Annotated in this window: 1 protein-coding gene; it reads left to right on the plus strand. The window is 68.2% G+C overall.

The window, feature by feature from the left end; all coding sequences use genetic code 11:
- Positions 1–196: 196 nt before the first annotated feature.
- A partial coding sequence (locus A612_RS17140; RefSeq protein ID WP_141630356.1) for a hypothetical protein occupies positions 197–528 on the plus strand: 332 nt, incomplete at its 3' end.

The following is a 528-nucleotide window of genomic DNA, read 5'->3' on the forward strand; positions in this document are numbered from 1 at the left end:
CGGCCGCCGGCGCGGCTGGCGCAGGAAGCGGTGGCGCCGGTGCAGTCTCGTGCACGAGCGGAACAGCGGCCACATTGGCCTGTTCCTGACGGCTCGTGAACAGATAGGCACCGGCAGCCACCAGCACGGCAATCACTGCGGTGAAGGCCCAGAGGGTGGTCTTCATGATGCTCCCCTCCTTGCGGAGTCCCTGGTTTTGCACCAGCAGCAGGGAGCTCCTTGCGTCCGCGCGCTGTTTTTCCTGTTGGATGCGCTCGTGTTCCCGGCGCAGATGCGCGTTCTGGGCGTGGAGCTGCTGGAGCTCGCTTTCGTCGGCGCTGCTCAGCGGGCGTGCATCCTGCGCCACCTGGAGCTGCTTCCTGAGCAGGTCGATCTCTCCTTGCAGGGCGTGCGCCCTGTCGGCGGCGCGCGGCTGGCCCTGTGCTGCCCGGATCTGCGTGTTCAGCTGCTCGATCGCCTCTTCCAGGCTGGCCTGGTAGCTGCTGCGGCTGCGCTGCTCGCGCAGCAGCAGCTCGACGTAGCGGCGGG

This window comes from Melaminivora alkalimesophila, from assembly GCF_000282995.1.
GTDB classification, from domain to species: domain Bacteria; phylum Pseudomonadota; class Gammaproteobacteria; order Burkholderiales; family Burkholderiaceae_C; genus Melaminivora; species Melaminivora alkalimesophila.